Raw genomic sequence first — 19069 nt, forward strand, 5'->3', positions numbered from 1 at the left:
CGGGCGGGTGGCCGGGGTGGTGAGCGGCGAGTCGGCTGCGGTGCAGCCGGGCGTGGGCAACTCGGGCATGCGGGAAGCCGGGCATGCGGGAAGCCGGGCATGCGGGAAGCCGGGCGGACGGGAAGCCGTGTGGCGTTCGACAGGAGGCAGCTGCCGAGTCGCCTGCCGCACTGCGATTGCCGTCTCGCCGCAGCTACCGCGGACCACTGCCGCTGCTCGGTCGCCGCCGGTTGCCCGTCGGCCTGCCGCCGCCAGTTGCGCCCCGGTCGCTGACCGCGCCAGCCGCCTTGGGTCGCTGCCCGCGCGTCAGTCGCCTTGGGTCGCTGCCCGCGCGTCAGTCGCCTTGGGTCGCTGCCCGCGCGTCAGTCGCCTTGGGTCGCTGCCCGCGCGTCAGCCGCCTTGGGTCGCTGCCCGCGCGTCGGCCGCCTCCGGCCGATACCCGCGCGCCAGCCGCCTCCGGCCGCTACCCAGTCCCGCAGCCGGCCAGCCATCACCAGCCGGCCGCTCGCCGGTCAGCCGCCGCCGCAGTCGCCCGAAGCCGTCCACAGCAGCGCCTTCACCCCGTCCCCCAGCGCCGGTCCCCGGCCCGCCCCTCGCGCGCGGAGCCGACGCCCGTCAGGCCACCGAGCGCATCGGCACCACGAGGTAGGTGAGCTCCACCCCGTCCTCACCCGGCGTCGACGTCAGCACCGTCGACCGTAGGCCGTCCTGGATCTTCAGCTCGATCCGGCGGCCGGCGAACGCCTTCAGCGCGTCGGCCAGGTAGCGGGCCTGGAAGGTCTTGGTCAGGCGGTCGCCCTCGACGTCGGCCTTGACGAACTCCTCGGACTCGCCCTGCTGCGGGTCGCTGCCCTTGACGCGCAACTCGGCGTCCTCCACCTGGATCGTCACCGCCTGGTGAGGTCCGCCGTAGGGGGTTGCTCTGCGGACGGCGCGGGCGAGCGCGTCCGCGTCCACGAGCACCGTGCTGTCGATGACTGCCTCCAGGAGTCGGCGCGCGCGGTCGTCCGGGAACGGAGCGGCCAGGAGCGCGGTGGAGATGGAGTTGTTGCCCCAGGCGAGGCCGATGCGGTCGGCGTTCGCGTGCAGGGCCACCCGGCCGGTGGCCTGCCTCGCCGCTTCGACGACGGCCTTCGCAGGTACCAACAGGTCGAGTTGACCTTCTTGTTCCCACGGGAGAGTGGCGTACGCCATGCGGTAGCGGTCGGTCGCCATGATGTGCAGCCTGCGGGCGTCCGACTGGATGCGGATGCCGGTGAAGATCGGCAACGCGTCGTCCTTCGACGCCGCGCCCGCCACAGCCGCGACGGTCTTGAGCTTCTCGGCGTCGACGTGGCCCTGCCGGGGCGGGAGTTCGGGGACGCCGGGGTGGTCGTGCAGGTCGAGGAGCGGGAGCGCGAAGCGGGACGTCGGCGTGCGGACGGCCAGCCGCCGGCCCTCGACCTTGAGCCTCACCTGCGGTTCGTCCAGCGCCTGGAGGGTCGCCGCCAGCGGTTTCGCGGGCACGAGCACCTCGCCCTCGGTGTGGACGGTCGCGTCGACCGTCAGGCGCACGCCGTGCTCCTGGTCGCTGCCCGCGATCTCGACGTCCGTGCCCGCTCGCAGCCGCAGCCCGGCCAGCACCGGGTCGAGCACGCGGGTGGGCAGCAGCCGCGCCACCTCGGCGGCGGCGCCGGCCAGGCCGGCTGTCGTGGCGGTGAGGTCCATGATCGGGACGGTAGCGGGCACCCCTGACAATTCCGGGTGCCTCGAAAGGCTCGGCCGGTCACGCGGTTCGCGGCAAGCTGGTCCTGTGGCGGAGAAGAGCGGGAACGGGGCGTTCGAGTGGACGGGCGGATGCCCGATCTGCGCCAAGCACCGCGGTGAAGGGCCGTTGGCCGGACCCGTGGTGTTCGCCGACGACCTGGTCGTCGTGTCGCACCTGCCGCGAGGGGTTCTCGGCTACCTCTTCGTCGAGACGCGCAGGCACGTCGCCTGGCTCGACCTGCTCACGGTCGCCGAAGCGGAGGCCGTGGCGCGGGCGGCGAGGCTGACGGCCGTCGGCCTGCGGGCGGAGCTGGATCCCGAGTTCGTCTTCTCGGCCGTGGTCGGGCGGTCCGTGGCCCACTTCCACCAGCACGTGTTCGTCCGGCACCGGGGGACGCCGGACGAACTGCCGTGGATCGAGGCCGACTGGCCGGGAGCGCCACGGGCAGGCGCGGAGGAGCTGAGCGCCCGGCTCGGCACCTACTTCGAGGAGAACTAGCGCGAGGCGAGTTCCATCTCGGACCGCGCCGGCACCTCGGAGGGCACGCCGCGGCTCACGGTGCCGCGCAGCAGCCAGACCGCCAGCGCGATCAGCAGACCCGCGACACCGGCCGCGACGAACGCCGGGCGCGTGCCGAAGTGCTCGATCAACTGGCCGGCCAGGCCCTGGCCGAGGGCGAGGCCCACGGTCACCGAGGTGATCACCCAGCCGAACGCCTCCGCGGCCATGCCGTTCGGCGTGACCTGCTCGATCGCGGCGGAGTGCGCGGTCGACTGCGGCGTGATCAGCGTGCCGACCAGGAACAGCGCCACGGCGAGGCCGACCAGCGTGGCCGGGACGGCCAGCAGGAACGACAGCAGCGCGAAGCCGCCCAGCAGCACCGGCAGGCGCAGGTGCATCGGGCGCGGCCACGGGCGCATGCCGTAGAGCACGCCGAAGATCACCGAGCTGATCGACCACAGCGACAGCATCAGGCCGCCCATCGAGGCGTGGCCCGCGGCCTTCGCGAACGCCGGCACGGCCACCTCGACGAAGCCGATGGTCACACCGAAGCCGAGCGCGGCCAGGGCGACCGTGCGCATGCCGGGGTAGGCGAACGCGCCGAGGAGCGGGCGAGGAGCCTGCTCGACCGGCCCCCAGGCGCGGACGACCCCGTTGAACGCGAACCACAGCGCGCCCACGACCATCAGCACGGCACCCACGACGACACCGGTGCCCGCCCACGGCGCGGCCAGCAGCAGGCCGGCGAGACCCGGCCCGAGGATGAAGAAGACCTCCATGCTGATGGCCTCGTAGGCGTAGCCCGCCATCCGCGTGGGCCCGGCCGGGACCATCCGCTCCCACAGCGCCCGCGACGCGGAGCCCACCATCGGCTCCGTGGCGCCGACCCCGAAGGCCAGCGGGACCAGCACGAACACCGGCGCGTCCGCCTCGACGGCGAGCACGGAGACGGTCACGAAGAAGGCGAACAGCCCGGTCGTGAAGAGCAGCGGGCGGGTGGGGCCGAAGCGGTCCATCAGCCGGCCCTGGACGACGGACCCGAGCGCCACGCCCACCAGAGCCGCCGCCGAGACCATGCCGGCGACCGCGAACGAGTCCGTCGCGCGCTCCACGTAGAGCAGCAGCGAGAGCCCGACCATCGCGATGGGCAGGCGGGCGAGCAGCGACGCGACCACGGCGCCGCCCATGCCGGGAGTCGTCAGGGCAGCGCGGTAGTCGGAGAGGCGGGCGGAGTGGGACATGCGTACCAGTGTGCCAGACCTGGTACGTGCGTACCAGTTCGGGTGCGCGGAGTCACCACGGTTGCGATTGGGTCACGGGAATGGGATGACCGGGTGAAACATGCAACGAATCGGCAACACACGAGGTCCTTGAGGGTGAAAGGACTTGAGTGGTCAGGGTGCCGACGTGCGAAAGTTGACTCGCCGATCGAGACCAACCTCCGGCCTGAGGGTCGGGGCCTGTGCGCCGGAGGGATGGAAAGCACGGTTCGTCGGGGGATGGGCCGTGCAGCGCAAAGGACCGGTGCGCCACGTCGGGGGTGGCGCCCGGTCCTTTGTGTTCGGTCGTGCCTGTCGGCCGTTGCCGCGCGGGCCGCGAGCGGTGCCGGTCGTCCGTCCGAGGAGGAACGACCGGCGCGAACTCCGTCGCGTGCCCGAGGATCTCGCTAGCGGGCGCGGCGCGCGAGGCGCTCCGGGTCCAGGATCAGCACGCTCTTGCCCTCGAGGCGCAGCCAGCCGCGGTGCGCGAAGTCGGCCAGCGCCTTGTTCACGGTCTCGCGGGACGCGCCGACGAACTGGGCGATCTCCTCCTGCGTCAGGTCGTGCGTGACGCGGAGCAGACCGGCCTCCTGCGAGCCGAAGCGCTGCGCGAGCTGCAGCAACGCCTTGGCGACGCGGCCGGGCACGTCCGTGAAGATCAGGTCGGCCAGCATGGAGTTCGTCCGGCGCAACCTGCGGGCCAGGGCCCTCAGCAGCTGCTCGGCGATCTCCGGCCGGTTGGTGATCCACTGGCGCAGCGCGGGGCGGTCCATCGACACCGCGCGGACCTCGGTCACCGTCGTCGCAGTGGACGTGCGGGGGCCCGGATCGAAAATGGACAGTTCGCCGAACATGTCGGAGGGCCCGAAGATCCCCAACAGGTTCTCGCGGCCGTCCGGCGACTTGCGGCCGATCTTCACCTTGCCGGACTGGATGATGTACAGGCGATCGCCCGGCTCACCCTCCGCGAAGATCACGTGGCCACGCGGGAACTCCACCGTCTCCAGGGTCGTCGCCAGCGCCTCTGCGGCCGCCGGGTCCACCCCCTGGAAGATGCCCGCTCGCGCCAGGGTCTCGTCCACCTCGTCCCTCCTAATCGACGCGACGGCACGCCTACCACCTTCTTTGGTGGAGTCAGCGCCGTGCCGCCGATCACTGCGTTGCAGTCTAAGGGCTCTCTTGTGGATCGCCGCTCGGCTCGCCGTCTCAGCGGGAACAACAAGACTGACTCGATCCAGAGCCCAACGAACCAGTCTACGCCATTCGGGTGTGCGTCAGAGCCGGGGCCGTCAGCGAACGCGCTTCTGGCGCACGCCACGACCGCGACGACGGAGGCGGAACAGTTCCAGTGCGCGACCGATGCCGTGTCCGTAGAGCGCCTTGACCTCATCGGGTCGCGCCGACTCCAGGAACTCCTCGACCTCGTTCTCCTGCACGGCGACGTGCCGGAGCTTCGCTTCGACGCGCTCCATGAAGAGCGCGAAGAACATGATCACGATGGGGACGACGATCACAAACCAGGCAGTCATGATGCTCCGCAGTCTGGCGCATGAGGGATTCGAGTACGGATCTAGGGGTCGGTTGCGGCGTGTTGACTACTCTGGATCAGTGCCCGCAACCAAGAAACCGGAAACCAAGCTCGGCCTGACCCGAAGGGCCCGCCGGATGGTCCGCGTGCTGGCCGAGGGATACCCCGACGCGCACTGCGAGCTGGACTTCACCACGCCGCTCGAGCTCGTCGTGGCGGTGGTCCTCTCCGCGCAGTGCACCGACAAGAAGGTCAACGAGGTCACTCCCGCCCTCTTCGCGAAGTACCCGACGGCCGCCGACTACGCCGGCGCCGACCGGGTGGAACTCGAAGAGATGCTCCGCCCCACCGGTTTCTTCCGGAACAAGGCGACGTCTCTGATGGGTCTCGGTGCCGCTCTTGTGGAGCAGCACGACGGTGTGGTGCCGGGCACCATGGAGGAGCTGGTCAAGCTCCCCGGTGTAGGACGCAAGACGGCCAACGTGGTTCTCGGCAACGCCTTCGGTGTGCCCGGGCTCACAGTCGACACCCACTTCGGCCGCCTGGTGCGCCGCTGGGGCTGGACCGACCTCGAGGACGCCGTCAAGGTCGAGCACGCCGTCGGCGAGCTGGTCGAGAAGCGCGACTGGACCATGGCCTCGCACTGGATCGTCTTCCACGGCCGGCGCGTCTGCCACGCCAAGACCCCCGCTTGCGGCGCCTGCCTGCTGATGAAGGACTGCCCGTCGTACGGCCTCGGCCCGGAGGACCCGGACAAGGCGGCGAAGCTCGTCAAGGGCGATGAGAAGCCACACCTGATCGAGCTGGCGGAGCGGGTCAGGGCCGGTGAGAAGCTGGTGGGGTGAACAACCGCACGCGCTGGCTCGTCGTGGTGCTCGTCCTCGGCCTGGCGGGTGTCGTGGCCCTCTGGCCCCGTGACGACGAGCCGGGGCCGCCGCCCACACCGTCCCGCCCGACGCAGGACGTGTCCGCCCTGCGCGCTCAGGCCCAGCTCAGGCCGTGCGTGCCGGGCTCGGAGGGCGGCGTGGACGTCACGTGCCTCGGTGACGGCACCCGGACGGCCCTCGCGCTCGAGGGCCCGCTCCTGATCAACTTCTGGGCGACCTGGTGCCAGCCGTGCCAGGAGGAGCTGCCAGTGCTGGACTCGTACGCGAAGCAACCGGGCGCCGTGCCGGTCGTCCCGGTTCTCGTGGAGAGCAGGGAAGCGGACGGCCTGGAGCTGCTCGCCCGGCTCGGGGTGCGGCTGCCGTCCGTCCACGACGGCGCCGACGAACTCCGCAAGCGGGTGAAGGCGCCGAACTCGCTTCCCGCCACGTATTACGTAACAGCGGACGGTCAGGTCCGGCTGATCACCGATCCGCCGACCTTCACCGCTCCGGAGCAGGTGGAGAAGGCGGTTCGATGACGGAGGCGGTAGAGCCACCCGACTGGATGCAGCGCCTGGCCAAGGCCACCGAGGAGATCGACGGGCGAACGTTCATGCGGGACCCGCGCACTCCGACGAGGGCCTACCGCAAGGCGGCCGTTCTCATGCTGTTCGGCGAGTCCGAGGAGCACGGGCCGGACATCTTGCTGCTGCGCCGGTCGGACACGCTGGGGTCGCACCCCGGCCAGGTCGCGTTCCCGGGCGGGGCGATGGACGACACCGACGACGGGCCGGTCGCCACCGCATTACGCGAGGCTTACGAGGAGACCGGTGTACTTGCGTCAGGAGTGAGACCGCTCGCCCTGCTGCCGGAGCTGCACGTCCCGGTGTCCGGGTTCGTGGTCACGCCCGTGCTCGCCTACTGGGAACAGCCGAGCCCCGTCGCACCCGTCGACCCGGCGGAGACCGCCGCCGTCGCGCGGGTGCCCGTGTCGCACCTCGCCGATCCTGCCAACAGGTTCCGGGTGCGCCACCCCGCGGGCTACGTCGGAGCGGCCTTCTCCGCGCCGGGCATGCTGGTCTGGGGCTTCACCGCGGGGTTGATCAACGGCCTGATCGCACTCGGCGGCTGGGAACGGCCGTGGGATGCGACGGATGTGCGCGACCTTGAACTAGCGTTGCGCGCTACACAGTGAGGCGGAGGTTCTGGGTTGAACTGGGTTGACCTGCTCGTGCTGGGCCTCGCCGCGATAGCCGCGGTGTCCGGGGCCAGGCAGGGCATGGTCGTCGCGCTGCCCGCGTTCGTCGGTGTGCTCGTCGGCCTGATCCTCGGCACGCAGATCGCGCCGCTGCTGGTGTCCCAGTTCGAGAACGTCGTCACCAAGGTCGTGTTCGCGGTCGGCATCGTCGTGCTGCTCGTGGCGCTCGGCGAGACGATCGGCGTCTACATCGGGCGGACGATCAAGGCGCGGGTCAACGCGTCGCCGTTGCGCGGCGCGGACAACGCGCTGGGCGCGATCGTGCAGGGCTTGGTCGTGTTCGTGGTGGCGTGGATGATCGCGCTGCCGCTCACCTCGGTCGTCGGCCTGCCGGACCTCACCTCGTCGCTCAAGCAGTCGGTGATCCTCGGCAAGGTCGACCAGGCCATGCCGCCCGCCGCCCGCGTGCTGTCGGGCGACCTGCAGAAGCTCTTCGACGTCTCCGGCTTCCCGCAGGCGATGGACCCGTTCAACCGGACGCCGCTCAAGGAGGTCGAGCCGCCGGACGGCCAGCTCGCGAGCTCCCCGGTCGCGGGCCGGCTGAAGTCCTCGGTGCTCAAGGTCCGCGGCCGCGCCCCGTCGTGCTCGCGCGCCCTGGAGGGCACCGGCTTCGTGATCGCCCCGGAGCGCGTCATGACGAACGCCCACGTCGTCGCCGGCACGAACGAGGTGACGGTCGAGGTCGGCCGCGGCCAGTTCGACGCGACGGTCGTGGCGTACGACCCGAAGACCGACATCGCCGTGCTCGCGGTGCCGGACCTGGAGGCCACGCCGCTGCAGTTCCGCTCGGACGAGGTGCAGCCGGGGGAGGACGGCATCGTGCTCGGTTACCCGCTCGACGGCCCGTACAAGGCCTCGCCGGCCCGCGTGCGGGAGCGCATCCCGCTGTTGCGCGGCCCGGACATCTACGACGCCCAGACGGTCACGCGGGACGTCTACACGGTGCGCGCGGAGGTCCGCTCCGGCAACTCGGGCGGCCCGCTGGTCGACCCGAACGGCCGGGTGATGGGCGTGGTGTTCGGCGCGGCCGTCGACGACCCGGAGACCGGCTTCGTGCTCACGGCCCAGCAGGTGCAGCAGACGGTGCAGAAGGCGCCGTCGCTCACCCGCCGCGCCTCGACCCAGGGCTGCGCCTCCTAGAGCGAGTGGCGGGCCGCGACGCCGTCCAGGACGTAGCCGAGGCCCGTCTCGAACCTCTCCGCGGGGTCGCGGTCGCTCGATTCGTGCATGACCCTGGCGAGCGTCGGGAACCGGCCGGTGGCGAGCACCCGCTGCAGGTAGGGGCCGGACGCCCGCTGCCACTGCTCCTCGGTCATGCCGCTCGACCGCTCCGCGCGGAGCTCGGAGATCTCGCCGCGGACGGCGCCGAACACGTAGGCCATCACGGCGCCGACCACGTCGAGCACCTGGTCGATGTCGTCGAACCGGACGGTGGCGAGCGTCGTCTCCAGGTGCGTGAGCGCGTTCGGGCCCTGGTGCGGGCGGTTGCCGACCAGGTCGACGAACCACTCGTGCCGCTTCGCCGCGGCCCGGATGCCGTGCGCGACGTGCCGGAGTCCCTCGCGCCAGCCCGCTGAGGGCGACGGCGGCGTGATCTCGCCGTAGACCTCGTCGACCATGAGGTCGAGCAGCTCGTCCTTGGTCTCCACGTACCCGTACAGGCGCATCGGACCCGCGCCGAGGACGGCGGCGACCTTGCGGAAGGACACCTCGTCGAGCCCGCCCGCGTCGGCGAGCCTGATCGCGGCGCCCACGACGAGCTCCCTGCTCAGCGGGGTCGGCGACGGCTTGGCGGGCGGCTCGGTGCGGTCCCACACGGTCTCGTTCGACATCGCACTGGACAATACACCGTCTCATACCGATACAGTGTATTGAGCAATACAGCGTATCGAGAGGGGATGTCGTGAAGACTTCGGTGTTGGTCGTGGGGGGAGGCCTCGCGGGAACGTCGGCCGCGCTGTTCCTGGCGTGGCGCGGCGTGCCCGTGACGCTGGTGGAGAAGCACTCGGGCAGCTCGGCGCACCCGCGCGCGGTCGGGTTCAACGCCCGCGTGGGTGAGCTGCTGCGCGGGGTCGGGCTGGAGGACGAGCTGCCGGCGAGCCGGATGGCGAAGGGCTTCGGCATCCGGCGGGTCAGGGCGGAGAGCCTCGTCGGGAAGAGGTACGAGGAGACGTTCTGGACGCCGCCCGCCGAGCTGTCCGACGTCGAGCACTCACCGGTCGCGGGCATCGGCGTGGCGCAGGACCGGATGGAGCCGATCCTGCGCGACAAGGCCCGCGAGCTCGGCGCGGACATCCGCATGAGCACGCGGATGCTGGAGTTCTCCCAGGACGACGACGGCGTCACGGCGGTCGTCCAGGGCGACGGCGACCCGTACGAGATCCGCGCCGACTACCTCGTCGCGGCGGACGGCCACCGCAGCCCGGTCCGGGAACAGCTCGGCATCACCCGCACCGGCCGCGGGTACCTGCACACCTCCCGCAGCGTGCTGTTCCGCGCGCCGCTGGAGGAGTACCTGCGGGACGGGATCGGCCAGTTCGTCATCGACGACGTCGGGTTCCTGACCACCTACGGCGACGGCCGCTGGGTCCTCATGCTCGACGACCGCGAGTACGACGAGCCCGAGCTGCGGCGGAAGATCTTCCAGGCCATCGGCCGCGACGACCTGGACGTCGAGATCATCACGACCGGCCGGTGGACGATCAGCGCGTCGGTGGCGGACCGGTTCTCCGACGGCAGGGTCTTCCTGGCGGGCGACGCCGCGCACACGCTGCCGCCGAGCCGCGGCGGGTTCGGGGCGAACGTCGGCATCGAGGACGCGCACAACCTCGCCTGGAAGCTCGCCGCCGTGCTGAACGGCGAGTCACGACCGTCCCTGTTGGACACCTACGACGCCGAGCGGCGGCCGGTCGCGCTCCTCTGCCACCAGCAGATCTTCGCGCGGAGCGACGGCCACAACCGCGACGGCGAACCGGACGAGGCGCCGTTGTACGACAACAACGCCATGCACTTCGGCGTCCTCTACCGGTCGTCGGCCGTGCTCGGTGCGGGTCCGGAGCTGCCGCCCGCCCAGCTCCCCGAGCAGTGGAACGGCCAGCCCGGCACGCGCGCCCCGCACGTGTGGACGGAGCCGGGCAGGTCCACCGTGGACCTCTTCGGGCGCGGCTGGGTGCTCGTCGCCGACCACCCGCAGTGGGAGGAGGCCGCCGCACCGCTCGGCGTCCGGTGTGAACGCGTCGAGCGGCTGGACGCGTTCGGGCTGTCCGAGAAGGGCGCCTCGCTGGTCAGGCCGGACGGCTACGTCGCGTGGCGGTCGGTCGACCTGCCGGACGACCCGGCCGCCGCCCTGGAGGCCGCGTTCAGGTCAGCTTCCGCAGGAACTCGGTGATCAGCCTGCTCGTGGTGTGGGGCGCCTCCTGGTTGGGGAAGTGCCCCACCTCGGGCAGGTAGCGGAACTCCGACTCGGGGCCGAGCCACGGCAGCGAGTCGCGCGCCGAGGACTCGAGCACGACCGGGTCCAGGGCGCCGTGGAGCTGCAGCACGGGCACCTGCACCGGCTTGTCGACGGCCTCGGCGAACCGGCGGCCGTCGCTGCGCAGCTGCGAGCGCACCGCCCAGCGGTAGTACTCGAGCGCGCTGTGGGCGACGCCCGGCACCGTCATCGCCTGCCGGCAGCGGCGGATGACCTCGTCGAACTCGGGCGCCGACCGCCACTTCGGACCGGACCACGCCGAGAGCAGCTTGGCGACCTGCAGGGCGTTCTCGCGGGTCAGCCAGCGCTCGGGGTGGATCGGCAGCTGGAAGCGCAGCACGTGGGAGTTCACGCGGGGGTGCGTGCGGAACGCCCGGCGCGTCACCAGCGGGTGCGGCGCGGACAGCACGGAGACCGACGAGACCACGCGCGGGTGCAGGGCGCCGACCGTCCAGGCGGTGGAGCCGCCCCACGCGTGGCCCACCAGGTGCGCGCGTTGGGCGCCGAGCGCCTTGACCAGCCCCGCGACGTCACCGGCGAGCGTGAAGCCGTCGTAGCCGCGGGGTGGCTTGTCCGAGTCGCCGTAGCCGCGCAGGTCGACGGCGACCGCGCGGTACCCGGCCTCGGCCAGCGCGGTCAGCTGGTGCCGCCACGACCACCAGAACTCGGGGAACCCGTGCAGCAGCAGCACGAGAGGTCCCTCGCCGAGTTCGGCGACGTGCAGGCGGATGCCGTTGGCCGAGACGTCGCGGTGCGTCCACGGACCCGCGACCCGCACGACGGACGGGTCGGGTTTGCGGCTCAGTTGACGGCGCCCCTGCTCTGGGAGTCGCGGTGCGTCAGCGCCGCGACGGTGTCCTTCGCGGCCGCGATCGACTTCTCCGGCGCCCTGATCTTCTTCACCTTGCGGTAGCCGAGGAAGGCGCAGGCGACGGCGGTCAGCAGCATCACCGCGAAGACCAGCCCGAAGCCCGCCCAGTAGCCCCAGCCGAACCACTCGGCGAAGCCGAAGCCGAGGGCCATGAACAGGAAGAACAGGCTGAAGCACAGCACGGTCAGCGCGACGATGAAGAAGACGCTGCCCTTGACGCCCTTCTTGATCTCCTTGGTGATCTCGCCCTTGGCGAGTTCGACCTCTGCTCTGACCAGAGTCGACACGTGGGCGGTCGCATCACGAACGAGACCGCCGATCGATGCCTCGGCAGTCGGGTCGTCTGCGGTCAGCGGAATCGACGCGATGTGCTCCCTGGTGGTCACCCGGACATCGTGCCATGCGCCCGGCTGCGGCGAATGAGCAACACCGAGGCGAGCAGCGACGCGATCATCGAAGCGAGCAGGACGGCGGCCTTCGCGGTCTCCGGCTGGTCGAGCGAGAGGTCCGCGATCAGCAGGCTGACGGTGAACCCGACACCGCCCAGCGTCGCCACCGCCACGATGTCGCGCGGTCCCGCGCCGGACGGCCAGACGGCGGCCTTGAACCACACCGCGAGCGCCGAGGCGCCCACGATGCCGATCACCTTGCCGATGACCAGCCCCGCCATCACCCCGATCGCGATCTTGTCCGAGAAGAGCTTCCCGAACGCCTCCGCGCCCACCGGCACACCCGCCGCGAACAGCGCGAACACCGGCACGGCCACCCCGGCCGAGAACGGCTGCAGCCGGTGCTCCAGCCGGACCGCCGGCGCCTCGGCCTCGTACGGGTCGCGCCTCACCCGCGTCAGCAGGGCGAGCGCGACACCCGCGATCGTGGCGTGGATGCCCGACTCGTGCATGAACCACCAGGTGCCGAGCGCGATCGGCACGTAGAGCCACGGACTGGTGATCCTCTTGTGCTGCAGGAACCAGTACAGCGCCAGCAGCAGCACGACCGCACCCGCCGCGAGCAGGTTGAACTTCGCCGTGAACAGGACCGCGATCACGATGATCGCCCCCAGGTCGTCCACGACCGCGAGCGACAGCAGGAAGACCCGCAGGCTCGACGGCAACCCGGACGCCGTGAGGGCCAGCACCCCGAGCGCGAACGCGATGTCCGTCGCGACGGGGATCGCCCACGCCTTCTCGATCCCCGGCTGCCCCCAGCCGATTCCCAGCGCGACCAGCGCGGGCACGACCATCCCGCCGATCGCGGCGACGATCGGCAGGACGGCCGCCTTGAAGTTCGACAGCTCCCCGACGACGAGCTCGCGCTTGAGCTCCAGACCGGCGACGAAGAAGAAGATCGCGAGCAGCCCGTCCTTGGCCCAGTCGCCGACGCTCAGCGGCCCCAGGTGGAGATCGCGCAGCGTGAAGTAGGCGGGGGCGAGCGGCGAGTTGGCCCAGATCAACGCGACGGCGGTGGCGCCGAGCAGCACCATGCCCCCGACGGTCTCGGTGCGGAGGTAGCGGGCGAAGTCGGCGATCTTGGGCGGCACGGGTCTCCTCCGGACAGTCAGCGGGCACGGCAAATCCTCGTGCCGACCAGACTTCCCGGCTCACCCTGGCGCAACCTTAACGCGAACGGGCGCCCTCCCCGGAGGACGCCCGTCACGTTTCGAGCGGAGGATCAGTCCTCGGACTTGCCCGACTGCAGGCCCGCCGAGATCAGGTCCATGACCGACGAGTCGGCCAGCGTCGTCACGTCGCCGACGGTGCGGTTCTCCGCCACGTCGCGCAACAGGCGGCGCATGATCTTGCCCGAGCGCGTCTTCGGCAGCTCCGGCACGACCATGATCTGCCGCGGCTTCGCGATCGGGCCGATCTCCTTGGCCACGTGGTCGCGCAGCGCCTTGATCGCCTCGGCGCCACCGGCGTCGGAGCCCGCGCCACCGCGCAGGATCACGAACGCCACGATGCCCTGGCCGGTCGTCTCGTCGGACGCGCCGACGACGGCGGCCTCGGCCACGGTCGGGTGCGACACGAGCGCCGACTCGACCTCGGTGGTCGAGATGCGGTGACCGGACACGTTCATCACGTCGTCGACGCGGCCGAGCAGCCAGATGTCGCCGTCGCCGTCGTACTTGGCGCCGTCACCGGCGAAGTAGAAGCCCTGCTCGCCGAAGCGCGACCAGTACGTGTCGCGGTAGCGCTCCTCGTCGCCCCAGATGCCGCGCAGCATCGACGGCCACGGCTCGTCGAGCACCAGGTAGCCACCGCCGCCGTGCTCGACCTCGACGCCCTCGTCGTTGACGACCTTCGCGCCGATGCCGGGCAGCGGCTGCTGGGCCGAGCCGGGCTTGGCCGAGATCACGCCGGGCAGCGGCGAGATCATGATCGCGCCGGTCTCGGTCTGCCACCACGTGTCGACGATCGGGGCCTTGCCGCCGCCGACGTTCTCGCGGTACCAGATCCACGCCTCGGGGTTGATCGGCTCGCCGACCGAACCCAGGACGCGGAGGCTGCTCAGGTCGTACCTGGCCGGGATGTCCGCGCCCCACTTCATGAAGGTGCGGATCAGCGTCGGCGCCGTGTAGTAGATCGAGACGCCGTACTTCTGCACGATCTCCCAGTGGCGGCCCTCGTGCGGGGTGTTCGGCGTGCCCTCGTAGACGACCTGCGTCACGCGGTTCGACAGCGGGCCGTAGACGATGTAGCTGTGGCCGGTGACCCAGCCGATGTCCGCGGTGCACCAGTACACGTCGGTGTCCGGTTTGAGGTCGAACACGTAGTTGTGCGTGTACGACGCCTGCGTGAGGTAGCCGCCGGACGTGTGCAGGATGCCCTTCGGCTTCCCCGTGGTGCCCGAGGTGTAGAGGATGAAGAGCGGGTGCTCCGAGTCGAACGCCTCGGGGGTGTGCTGGTCGGACTGCGAGTCCACCAGCTCGTGCCACCACACGTCCTTGTCGGTCCACGCGACCTCGGTGTCGGTGCGCTTCACGACGATGACCTTCTCCACCGACGGCGCGCCGGCGACGGCCTCGTCCACGGCGGGCTTGAGCGGAGCCGGGTTGCCGCGGCGGTACTGGCCGTCGGTCGTGATCACGAGCCGGCACTCGGAGTCCTGGATGCGGGTGCGCAGCGCCTCGGCGGAGAAGCCGCCGAACACCACGCTGTGCATCGCGCCGACGCGGGCGCAGGCCAGCATCGCGAAGATCGCCTCGGGGACCATCGGCATGTAGATCGCGACGCGGTCCTCGGCGCCGATCCCCAGCGACGTCAACGCGTTCGCGGCCTTGGAGACCTCGCGCTGCAGCTCGGCGTAGGTGATGGCGCGGGAGTCACCGGGCTCGCCCTCCCAGTGGATCGCGACCTGCTCGCCGTGGCCGGACTCGACGTGCCGGTCGACGCAGTTGTAGGCGACGTTGAGCCTGCCGCCGACGAACCACTTCGCGAACGGCGCGTTCGACCAGTCGAGCACCTGGTCCCACCTGGTGTCCCAGTGCAGCCGTTCCGCCTGCTTCGCCCAGAACGCCTCGCGGTCGGCCTTCGCCTCCTCGTACAGCGCGGGCTGCGCGTTCGCCTGTGCCGCGAACTCGTCGGAAGGCGGGAACGTCCTGCTCTCCGTGAGCAGGTTGTCCAGGGCGTTGCCCTGGCCTGGCGACTGCGTCATGGTGCGAGACCTCCTGGAAAGTCCAGACCGGTTGGGGATGCGGGACTGACCGTAGTGCGAGCCAGCTCACTTCCAACAGGTTCCTCCCCAAAAAGGTTCAGACCAATTTGGGGAGGTCGGTTACACGGCAGTCACTGTGTAACCCGTTTTGTCTGGTCCGGGCACGTGTGGCGCGTTGAACGGACGAAGTTGCGCGCTCAACGGTCCTCCCAGTGAGCTGGGTCACGCGTTTCACCTGGTCAGGTACTCTGCGCGACCGTGACCGATCCTCTCGCTCCGCTGCTTTCCTTGCCCGGTGTGGCAGACGCCGCGAACGCCGCCAAGGACGCCGTCTTCCAGGTGCACCGCCATCGGGTGAACCTGCGCGGCTGGGCCACCACGGCGGCGGAGGCGTCCGTCCGCGCGGCCCGTGCGTCGGCGGCGCTGGAGGGCGGCCCGACCGAGATCCCCGAGTCCGGCGAGGTCTCCGACCCGGTGCTGGCCGGCTCGCTGCGGGTCGCCGAGGCCCTGGGCGGCCTGGTGGCCGTCTGGCAGCGCGCGCCCTTGCAGGCTCTCGCGCGGTTGCACGTCCTCGCCGCCGCCGACCTGAGCTCCGAAGTCGGACGGCCGCGCGTCTCCGAGGACGTGTCGCAGCGGCTCGACCTGCTCGGCTCCCTCGTCACCGGCGGGACGTCCGTGCCGTCGCCGGTCGTCGTCGCCGTGGTGCACGGCGAACTGCTAGGCCTGGCGCCGTTCGACGTCGCCAACGGCGTGGTGGCGCGTGCCGCAGCGCGGATGACGTCGATCTCGACCGGCCTCGACCCCAAGGGGCTCGGCGTGCCGGAGGTGGCGTGCCTGCGCCGGCCGGCCGAGTACGAGGCCGCGTCCGTGGCGTTCGCGTCGGGGACCCCGGAGGGCCTGGCCCAGTGGATCCTGTTCGTGTGCTCGTCGCTGGAGGCGGGCGCCCGCGAGGCCAAGAGCATCGCGGACGCCGCACTCACCGGGTGACTTCCGCCAGCACCTCGGCGGCCCTGACCGCGTCCTCGTCGGTCACGTAGAGCGGGGCGAACCCGAACCGCAGGACGTCCGGCGGCCGGTGGTCGCCGATGACGCCCCGCGCGATCAGCTCGTCCATCACCGCCCTGGCGTCCCGGCAGCGCACCGAGATCTGGTTGCCGCGGTTCTCCGGGGTGATCACTTCGAGGGACGTGAGCTTCTCGACGTGCTCGCGGAACAACGCGGTCAGCGCGAGGCCGCGCTGCCGCAGTTCGACGAGGTCCACGTCGTCCCACACGTCCAAGGCGGCGTCGAGGGCCAGCATCGACAGGATGTCCGGCGTGCCGACGCGTGCGCGCGCGACGCCGGGATCCGGTTCGTAGGAGGGCTTCATGCCGAACGGCTCGCGGTGCCCGTTCCAGCCCGACAACGGGTTCTCGAAGCTCGCCTGCTTGTGCTTCGGCACGTAGATGAACGCCGGCGCGCCCGGCCCGCCGTTGAGGAACTTGTACGTGCAGCCGATCGCGTAGTCGACCCCGAGGGCGTCCAGCTCGATCGGCAGCACACCCGCGCTGTGGCAGAGGTCCCAGACCACCTGCGCGCCGACGCCGTGCACCTGCTCGGTGAGCGCCTTCATGTCGTGCAGCTCGCCGGTCCGGTAGTCGACCTGGTTGAGCAGCACCACCGCGGTGTCCCCGGTGAGGTCCAAAGAGGACGGATGCGCGGCGCGGATCTTCATGCCGGTCAGGGAAGCGACCGACTGCGCGATGTAGCCGTCAGTCGGGAACGTCGACTCGTCGCACACGATCTCGGTGCGGTCGGTGCCCCTGACCGCGCCCATCAACGCCTTGAAGACGTTGACCGACGTGGAGTCGCCGACGACGACCTGGCCCTGCGCCGCCCCGACCAGTCGCCCGACGCGGTCGCCGACCCGTTGCGGCGTCTCCCACCAGCCCTCGGACCACGACCGGATCAGCCGCCGGCCCCACTGGTGCTCCACGACCTCCCGCATGCGTTCGGCGACGTGCTTCGGGAGTGCGCCGAGGGAGTTGCCGTCGAGGTAGATGACACCCTCGGGGATGTCGAACAGCTCGCGCCTCACACGTAGCTCCTGGCGGTCCACAGTTCGGGGAACACCGCGCGCTGGGTGCGCTTCTCCAGCCACGCGACACCGGCAGAGCCACCCGTGCCGACCTTCGAGCCCATCGAGCGGCGGGTCGCGAGCAGGTGGTCGTAGCGCCAGCGCGCGAACTCCTCGGCGATGTCGGTCAGCGCCTCGCCCAGCTCCAGCAGGTCGCGGTCGTCGCCGCGGTAGATCGCCGCCCACACCTGCTCGACCTCGGGCGACGGCTCGTAGGCCTGGGTGAGGTCGCGGTCCAGCACGGCCTGCGGGATGGCGAAACCCCTGCGCTGCAACGCGGCCAGCACGTCGTCGTAGAGCGACGGCTCGCCCAGCGACTTCTCCAGCTGGTCGTGCATCGCCGGCACGGCGCGGTGCGGCACGAGCATCGACCGCGACTTCTCGCCGAGCAGGAACTCCATCTCGCGGTACATGCCGCTCTGGAAGCCCGAGCCCTCGCCGAGCGCGTCGCGGAAGGAGTTGAACTCGGTCGGCGTCATGCGCGCGATCGGCCGCCACGCCGCCGACAGCGCCTGCAGGTGCAGGTCGGACCGGCGGAGCGTCCGGACCGCCGCGCGCAGGTCGTCGGCGCGCAGCTCGGTCTGGGCCTGCCGCCACTCGAAGCAGAGCAGGCCGAAGTACAGCTCCATCACCTGCGTGATGACCAGGAACGACATCTCGCGCGGATCTTTGGACCACTGCTGTTGAAGGGTGTGCAGCACCGACGCGTGCACGTAGTCCTCGTACGGCGTGGTGCCGCCGAAATCCAGCTTCGGAGAAACGGGGCAGCTCATGCCCTCAATCGTCGCCGGAACGGCTCGTCACCTGAATGGACGACGAAAGGCATTCGCGTCGAAGTTCTTCCGAACGAAAAACAGATCGCCGGGTAGCTTTGCGTTCATGTTGGACGACGTGGACAAGGCCCTGTTGGAGGCGCTCCAAGAGGATGCGCGCCTGTCGTACAACGAACTGGCCCGCCGGGTCCACGTCTCGCCGCCGACGGTCGCGCAACGGGTCCGGCGCCTGGAGAACATGGGCGCCATCACCGGCTATCGCGCCGTCGTCGACCCCACCGTCGTCGGACGTCCGGTCGTCGCGTTGGTGCGCATGAAGTGCTACGGCCCGAGGTGCATCACGGTCCACCCGGAGCTGCTCGACGACCTGCCCGAGGTCGTCGAGGTCGTGCGGCTGACCGGGGACATCTGCTCGGTGGTGAAGGTCGTGACCACGTCGATCGTGGAGCTGGAACGGCTGCTGGTCCGCCTGGCGGCGCACGGGGAGACGTCCAGCGCGATGGTGCTGTCGACGCCGATCCCGTGGCGCCCGGTGTTGCCCGGATAACATGCATCTCAAATTCCAATTAAGCTAGCGTCGGCTCCGTGAGGCTGACCAAGAGCACCGACATCGCGCTGCGGATCGTGATGCGGCTGGCCGTCGCCGGTGCGGCGAACCCGACCACGCGAGAAGTCGCGGAGGTCATGGGCGTGCAGTACACCCACGCGGCCAAGGTCGTGGCCCAGCTCCAGCACCTCGGCGTCGTGGAGGCACGGCGCGGCCGGGGCGGTGGGCTCACGCTCACCGAGCAGGGCCGGGCCGGTTCGATCGGCCACCTGATGCGGCAGCTGGAGGGCGTGGGCGACGTCGTCGACTGCGAGGGCGAGATCGCCTGCCCGGTGAGCTCCGCCTGCCGGTTGCGGCGCGCGCTGCGCCAGGCCCAGGAAGCTTTTTACGCCTCGCTCGATCCACTGCGCGTCGAGGACCTCGTCGCTGATCCCACCGGTCCCGTTCTGCTCACCCTGGGGCAGAAGTGAGGAGCAC

General features: G+C 70.9%; 20 protein-coding genes. 9 read left to right on the forward strand and 11 right to left on the reverse strand.

The features are described from left to right. Window positions 1-615 precede the first annotated feature (615 nt). On the reverse strand, window positions 616-1707 hold the full coding sequence (dnaN, locus tag L6E10_RS06940; protein WP_236217918.1) for a DNA polymerase III subunit beta: 1092 nt from the start codon (window positions 1705-1707) through the stop codon (window positions 616-618). Between the two features lie 85 nt (window positions 1708-1792). Between dnaN and L6E10_RS06945 the strand changes: the two genes are divergently transcribed. After that, entirely contained in the window at window positions 1793-2245 is a 453-nt protein-coding gene (locus L6E10_RS06945) for an HIT family protein (RefSeq protein ID WP_236217920.1), read from the forward strand. Here the strand turns inward: L6E10_RS06945 and L6E10_RS06950 are convergent. From L6E10_RS06950 to L6E10_RS06960, 3 genes are all read right to left on the reverse strand, one after another. Next, complete coding sequence (locus L6E10_RS06950) at window positions 2242-3489, reverse strand: MFS transporter (RefSeq protein WP_236217922.1); 1248 nt, start codon at window positions 3487-3489, stop codon at window positions 2242-2244. The two genes, L6E10_RS06945 and L6E10_RS06950, sit on opposite strands and share 4 nt — an antisense overlap. Window positions 3490-3914: 425 nt before the next feature. Continuing rightward, window positions 3915-4589: a Crp/Fnr family transcriptional regulator gene (locus L6E10_RS06955; RefSeq protein WP_030477589.1), complete on the reverse strand. Its 675-nt coding sequence runs from the start codon at window positions 4587-4589 to the stop codon at window positions 3915-3917. 207 nt (window positions 4590-4796) lie between these two features. Next, complete coding sequence (locus tag L6E10_RS06960; protein WP_090097610.1) at window positions 4797-5036, reverse strand: hypothetical protein; 240 nt, start codon at window positions 5034-5036, stop codon at window positions 4797-4799. A gap of 136 nt (window positions 5037-5172) precedes the next feature. Between L6E10_RS06960 and nth the strand changes: the two genes are divergently transcribed. The 4 genes from nth to L6E10_RS06980 are packed head-to-tail and all read left to right on the forward strand — an operon-like array spanning window position 5173 to window position 8299. Next, window positions 5173-5880, forward strand: a complete 708-nt coding sequence (nth, locus tag L6E10_RS06965) for an endonuclease III (protein WP_236217969.1) — start codon at window positions 5173-5175, stop codon at window positions 5878-5880. Further along, window positions 5877-6440 carry a TlpA disulfide reductase family protein gene (locus L6E10_RS06970; RefSeq protein ID WP_236217924.1) on the forward strand — a complete coding sequence of 188 codons (564 nt, stop codon included), beginning with the start codon at window positions 5877-5879 and terminating at the stop codon, window positions 6438-6440. The genes nth and L6E10_RS06970 overlap by 4 nt, the downstream gene beginning before the upstream one ends. After that, entirely contained in the window at window positions 6437-7096 is a 660-nt protein-coding gene (locus L6E10_RS06975) for a CoA pyrophosphatase (RefSeq protein WP_236217926.1), read from the forward strand. The genes L6E10_RS06970 and L6E10_RS06975 overlap by 4 nt, the downstream gene beginning before the upstream one ends. Before the next feature lie 15 nt (window positions 7097-7111). After that, window positions 7112-8299, forward strand: a complete 1188-nt coding sequence (locus tag L6E10_RS06980; protein WP_236217928.1) for a MarP family serine protease — start codon at window positions 7112-7114, stop codon at window positions 8297-8299. Here L6E10_RS06980 and L6E10_RS06985 read toward each other — a convergent pair. Continuing rightward, on the reverse strand, window positions 8296-8991 hold the full coding sequence (locus L6E10_RS06985) for a TetR/AcrR family transcriptional regulator (RefSeq protein ID WP_236217930.1): 696 nt from the start codon (window positions 8989-8991) through the stop codon (window positions 8296-8298). The two genes, L6E10_RS06980 and L6E10_RS06985, sit on opposite strands and share 4 nt — an antisense overlap. A 71-nt stretch (window positions 8992-9062) precedes the next feature. Between L6E10_RS06985 and L6E10_RS06990 the strand changes: the two genes are divergently transcribed. Then, complete coding sequence (locus L6E10_RS06990) at window positions 9063-10547, forward strand: FAD-dependent oxidoreductase (RefSeq protein ID WP_236217932.1); 1485 nt, start codon at window positions 9063-9065, stop codon at window positions 10545-10547. Here L6E10_RS06990 and L6E10_RS06995 read toward each other — a convergent pair. The 4 genes from L6E10_RS06995 to acs all read right to left on the reverse strand — a co-directional run bounded on the left by L6E10_RS06995 (window position 10519) and on the right by acs (window position 15156). Further along, complete coding sequence (locus tag L6E10_RS06995; RefSeq protein WP_236217971.1) at window positions 10519-11436, reverse strand: alpha/beta fold hydrolase; 918 nt, start codon at window positions 11434-11436, stop codon at window positions 10519-10521. The two genes, L6E10_RS06990 and L6E10_RS06995, sit on opposite strands and share 29 nt — an antisense overlap. Then, the gene (locus L6E10_RS07000; RefSeq protein ID WP_236217934.1) at window positions 11433-11888 is read right to left on the reverse strand and encodes a phage holin family protein; all 456 of its coding nucleotides are present in this window, start codon (window positions 11886-11888) and stop codon (window positions 11433-11435) included. The genes L6E10_RS06995 and L6E10_RS07000 overlap by 4 nt, the downstream gene beginning before the upstream one ends. Then, complete coding sequence (gene nhaA, locus L6E10_RS07005) at window positions 11885-13042, reverse strand: Na+/H+ antiporter NhaA (protein WP_308102677.1); 1158 nt, start codon at window positions 13040-13042, stop codon at window positions 11885-11887. Before nhaA ends, L6E10_RS07000 begins: the two co-directional genes overlap by 4 nt. 131 nt (window positions 13043-13173) lie before the next feature. After that, on the reverse strand, window positions 13174-15156 hold the full coding sequence (gene acs / locus L6E10_RS07010; protein ID WP_236217936.1) for an acetate--CoA ligase: 1983 nt from the start codon (window positions 15154-15156) through the stop codon (window positions 13174-13176). Window positions 15157-15414: 258 nt separating this feature from the next. On the opposite strand from acs, the gene L6E10_RS07015 reads away from it, so the two are divergent. Beyond that, window positions 15415-16143: an oxidoreductase gene (locus tag L6E10_RS07015; RefSeq protein WP_236217938.1), complete on the forward strand. Its 729-nt coding sequence runs from the start codon at window positions 15415-15417 to the stop codon at window positions 16141-16143. Here the strand turns inward: L6E10_RS07015 and kynU are convergent. Then, the gene (gene kynU, locus L6E10_RS07020; RefSeq protein ID WP_236217940.1) at window positions 16133-17233 is read right to left on the reverse strand and encodes a kynureninase; all 1101 of its coding nucleotides are present in this window, start codon (window positions 17231-17233) and stop codon (window positions 16133-16135) included. The two genes, L6E10_RS07015 and kynU, sit on opposite strands and share 11 nt — an antisense overlap. Next, a complete protein-coding gene (locus tag L6E10_RS07025; protein WP_236217942.1) occupies window positions 17230-18045 on the reverse strand; it encodes a tryptophan 2,3-dioxygenase in 816 nt (271 codons plus the stop codon). Before L6E10_RS07025 ends, kynU begins: the two co-directional genes overlap by 4 nt. Before the next feature lie 106 nt (window positions 18046-18151). On the opposite strand from L6E10_RS07025, the gene L6E10_RS07030 reads away from it, so the two are divergent. Together L6E10_RS07030 and L6E10_RS07035 are read left to right on the forward strand one after the other, a co-directional pair. Beyond that, a complete protein-coding gene (locus tag L6E10_RS07030) occupies window positions 18152-18592 on the forward strand; it encodes an Lrp/AsnC family transcriptional regulator (protein WP_218130281.1) in 441 nt (146 codons plus the stop codon). Window positions 18593-18630: 38 nt separating this feature from the next. Then, window positions 18631-19062: an Rrf2 family transcriptional regulator gene (locus L6E10_RS07035; protein ID WP_236217944.1), complete on the forward strand. Its 432-nt coding sequence runs from the start codon at window positions 18631-18633 to the stop codon at window positions 19060-19062. Window positions 19063-19069: the final 7 nt, after the last annotated feature.

It is taken from the genome of Lentzea sp. CC55 (assembly GCF_021056325.1).
In the GTDB taxonomy this organism is placed as follows: Bacteria; Actinomycetota; Actinomycetes; order Mycobacteriales; family Pseudonocardiaceae; genus Lentzea; species Lentzea jiangxiensis.

What these genes read in the sequence shown, in the direction of transcription:
- dnaN (WP_236217918.1), bottom strand. Translation starts at nt 1,707, where the DNA reads ATGGACCTCACCGCCACGACAGCCGGCCTGGCCGGCGCCGCCGCCGAG.
- L6E10_RS06950 (WP_236217922.1), bottom strand. Translation starts at nt 3,489, where the DNA reads ATGTCCCACTCCGCCCGCCTCTCCGACTACCGCGCTGCCCTGACGACT.
- L6E10_RS06960 (WP_090097610.1), bottom strand. Translation starts at nt 5,036, where the DNA reads ATGACTGCCTGGTTTGTGATCGTCGTCCCCATCGTGATCATGTTCTTC.
- nth (WP_236217969.1), top strand. Translation starts at nt 5,173, where the DNA reads ATGGTCCGCGTGCTGGCCGAGGGATACCCCGACGCGCACTGCGAGCTG.
- L6E10_RS06975 (WP_236217926.1), top strand. Translation starts at nt 6,437, where the DNA reads ATGACGGAGGCGGTAGAGCCACCCGACTGGATGCAGCGCCTGGCCAAG.
- L6E10_RS06985 (WP_236217930.1), bottom strand. Translation starts at nt 8,991, where the DNA reads ATGTCGAACGAGACCGTGTGGGACCGCACCGAGCCGCCCGCCAAGCCG.
- acs (WP_236217936.1), bottom strand. Translation starts at nt 15,156, where the DNA reads ATGACGCAGTCGCCAGGCCAGGGCAACGCCCTGGACAACCTGCTCACG.
- L6E10_RS07025 (WP_236217942.1), bottom strand. Translation starts at nt 18,045, where the DNA reads ATGAGCTGCCCCGTTTCTCCGAAGCTGGATTTCGGCGGCACCACGCCG.
- L6E10_RS07030 (WP_218130281.1), top strand. Translation starts at nt 18,152, where the DNA reads ATGTTGGACGACGTGGACAAGGCCCTGTTGGAGGCGCTCCAAGAGGAT.